General features: G+C 72.1%; 2 protein-coding genes. One reads left to right on the top strand and one right to left on the bottom strand.

Annotation, left to right across the window (positions count from 1 at the left end):
- Nucleotides 1–1,004: M23 family metallopeptidase (locus tag FHP29_RS22190; RefSeq protein WP_139622889.1), on the top strand; the 1,004-nt coding region annotated here is incomplete at its 5' end.
- Between the two features lie 154 nt (nt 1,005–1,158).
- On the opposite strand, the gene pcrA is transcribed toward FHP29_RS22190, so the two are convergent.
- Entirely contained in the window at nt 1,159–3,600 is a 2,442-nt protein-coding gene (gene pcrA / locus FHP29_RS09935) for a DNA helicase PcrA (protein ID WP_139622718.1), read from the bottom strand.
- Nucleotides 3,601–3,650: the final 50 nt, after the last annotated feature.

The following is a 3,650-nucleotide window of genomic DNA, read 5'->3' as shown; positions in this document are numbered from 1 at the left end:
CCCCGTCGACGTACGTCGGCAAGCGGGTCGCCCGGCCCGTCGAGCCCGCCTTCCCCGCCGTCGAGCCCGTGATCGAGCCGGCCGTCGCCGTCAGCGTCCCGACCCTGGCCGCCGAGGCCGTGACCCCGGCGCGCACCCTCGACCGGATGCCGACCGTCGAGCTGCCCGCGCTGCGCGACATCCCGCTCCCCGACTCCCTGTCGGACTCCTCGACCACGCTCCGCGCGGTCCAGCCGGCCGGCAAGCGCCGCGCCGTCAAGCACGCCGGCTCGCGCGGCCCGCTGTTCCGCGGCCTGCCGACCCTGCCCGTCGCCGTGGGCGTCGCCACGATCGCCGTCGCGGTCGGCGGCGTCGTCGCCTCGGCCGACCCGCAGCTGACCTCCGCCGGGGACCGCCTCACCTCCCCCAACGCACTGACCGGCTCCTTCGGCACCGCCACGGTCGGCACCCGCGGGCAGACGGTGAGCCGCGACTCCGAGCGCGACACCCTCGCCAACGCCGCCGGCGGGGACCTCGTCGCCGAGGCCGAGCGCTCCGCCGAGAAGCGCACCAGCGCGCTCAGCGACCTGGCCCGCAAGGCCGACAAGATGTCCGCCGAGATCGCGCTCAACAAGTGGGTGTCGCCGCTCGACAGCTACCGCCTCACCGCCCGCTTCGGCGAGTACGGCCTCTGGTCGAGCTACCACACCGGGCTCGACTTCGCGGCCCCTCCGGGCACCCCGATCCGCGCCGTCGCCAACGGCACGGTGACCTCCGCGAGCTATGACGGCGCCTACGGCAACAAGACCGTCATCACCCTCGAGGACGGCACCGAGATCTGGTTCTGCCACCAGACCTCCTTCGAGGTCTCCTCCGGTGACACCGTCCGCGCCGGTCAGGTCATCGGCTACGTCGGCAGCACCGGTCACGTCACCGGTCCGCACCTCCACCTCGAGGTCCGTCCCGGCGGCGGCGACCCGGTCGACCCGGACGCCGCGCTGCGCCAGAACGGCGTCACGCTGTAGCTCTGGCGCGAGCGCGTCGGCGCTTCGCTTGACACGCTGCCGCGCACGCAGTCGAGTCGCGGAGGAACACAGCCCGCCTGGCGACAAGACCGCCGGCTCGCGGAAAGACTCGGTCTCCTCCGCTCCGGTCGCTCCCCACGGCTCCGTGGCGTGGCTACAGCTTCTCGACCGGGGCGTAGCGGAGCAGGAGCCGCTTGACGCCGTCGGAGCCGAAGTCGATGGAGGCGACCGACTTCTCGGCCTGTCCCTCCACCGAGACCACGGTGCCGAGGCCGAAGGAGTCGTGGGTGACCTTGTCGCCCGGCGCGAGCACCGGGATGGGGCGGGCCGGCTTGGACTTGGCGGCGGCGTCGGCCCGGGCGGCGGCGGAGCTGAAGTTGCGGCGGCCCGCGGCGGTCGGCGTACCGAACCGGTTGCCGGCGTAGTCACCGGAGCCGCCCGAGCGTCCGGAGTCGTACGACGGACGTGACCACCGGGTCTGGTCGGCCTCGGTGCGGCGCCAGTCGACGAGGTCGATGGGCAGCTCGCCGAGGAACCGGGAGCCCGGGTTGTGGGCGGGGGCGCCCCACGCGGAGCGGACCACGGCGCGGGAGACGTAGAGCCGCTGCCGGGCGCGGGTGATGCCGACGTAGGCCAGGCGGCGCTCCTCCTCGAGCTCGGGGCGGTCACCGAGGGCGCGCGAGTGCGGGAAGACGCCGTCCTCGAGGCCGGTGAGGAAGACGACGGGGAACTCCAGCCCCTTGGCGGTGTGCAGGGTCATCAGGGTGACGACGCCCTGGTCCTCCGGCGCATCGGGGTCGTCGGCGGGGGCGTCCGGGATCTGGTCGGCGTCGGCGACGAGCGCGACCCGCTCCAGGAAGTCGCCGAGGCCGGGCTCCAGGACGCCCGCGTCGACGTCGGCCGGGTCGGCGGACGGGCCGGCGACGGGGTCCTCGGCGAACTCGCGGGCGACGGCGACGAGCTCGGCGAGGTACTCGAGACGGGTCTCGTCCTGCATGTCGTCGGAGTTCTCGAGGCTGACGAGGTAGCCGGACCGGTCGAGCACGGTCTCGAGGATCACGTCGGGACGCTCGCGCGCCTCGACCATCTGCTGGAGCTCCTGGACGATCGCCACGAACGACTCGATGCTGGTCTGGCTGCGGGTGGCGAGGCCCGGCGCCTCGGCGGCGCGCTGCAGGGCCTCCCAGTAGGTGATCCGCTCCCGCTCGGCGAAGGCCGCGATCGCGGCCTCCGCGCGCTGACCGATGCCACGGCGCGGGGTGTTGACGATCCGGCGCAGGGACACCTGGTCGTCGGGGTTGACCAGCACCCGCAGGTAGGCGAGCGCGTCGCGGATCTCCTTGCGGTCGTAGAACCGGGTCCCGCCGACCACCTTGTAGGGCTGTCCGGTGCGGACGAAGATCTCCTCGAACACGCGGGACTGCGCGTTCGTGCGGTAGAACACCGCGACGTCCGACGGGCGCATCCCCGCGTCGGTGAGCTTGTCGATCTCCCCGGAGACGAACCGCGCCTCGTCGTGCTCGTCGTCGGCGACGTACCCGACGATCTTCTCGCCGTCGCCCGCGTCGGACCAGAGCCGCTTGGGCTTGCGGCCCTCGTTGCGCTCGATCACCGCGTTGGCCGCGCTCAGGATGGTCTGGGTGGAGCGGTAGTTCTGCTCCAGCAGGACGGTGCGGGCGTCCGGGAAGTCCTGCTCGAAGTCCATGATGTTGCGGATGTCGGCGCCCCGGAACGCGTAGATCGACTGGTCGGCGTCGCCGACGACCATCAGCTCGGCCGGCGGCACCCGGTCGGCCGGGAGCCCGTCGAGCGTGGTCTCGTCGCGCTCCTCGAGCGAGCGCCCGCAGAGCTGCTGGATGAAGGCGTACTGCGCATGGTTGGTGTCCTGGTACTCGTCGACCAGGATGTGCCGGAACCGGCGGCGGTAGGTCTCGCGAACCTCCGGCTTGAGCTGGAAGAGCCGCACCGTCTCCATGATCAGGTCGTCGAAGTCCATCGCGTTGGCCTCGCGCAGACGCCGCTGATAGGCGGTGTACGCCGACGCGTACGCCTCGTCGATGGAGTTCTTGGCCTCGGCCGCGACCTCGTCGGGCTCACGCAGCTCGTTCTTCTGGCTGCTGATCCAGTGCAGCACCGGGCCCGGCTGGAACTTGCGCGGGTCGAGCTCGAGATCGCCGCAGACCAGCTGGATCAGCCGCTTCTGGTCCTGGGTGTCGTAGATGGAGAAGTTCGACTTGAGCCGCTCGTAGCCGAGGTGCTCGACCTCCTTGCGCAGGATCCGCACGCATGCGGAGTGGAAGGTGCTCACCCACATGATCCGCGCGCGGTTGCCGACCAGGTCGGCCACCCGCTCCTTCATCTCGGCCGCCGCCTTGTTGGTGAACGTGATCGCCAGGATCGAGCCCGGGTGCGCCTTGCGCACGGCGATCGTCCAGGCGATCCGGCGGGTCAGCACCCGCGTCTTCCCCGAGCCCGCGCCCGCGACCACGAGCAGGGGTGAGCCCTCGTGCCTCACGGCCTCGCGTTGGGGGTCGTTGAGCCCCTCGAGGAGGGCTTCTGCGGTGAGGGCGGGCGGCGCGCCGGTGGTGTCGATCATGCTCGGACCAGCCTACGGCGCCGTACCGACCTCGGTGACCGCCGGTGGGG

The organism is Nocardioides albidus, from assembly GCF_006335005.1.
Classification (GTDB): Bacteria; Actinomycetota; Actinomycetes; order Propionibacteriales; family Nocardioidaceae; genus Nocardioides; species Nocardioides albidus.
Note: the sequence above shows the minus strand (reverse complement) of the source record. Positions and strands in the feature narration are given on the sequence as shown.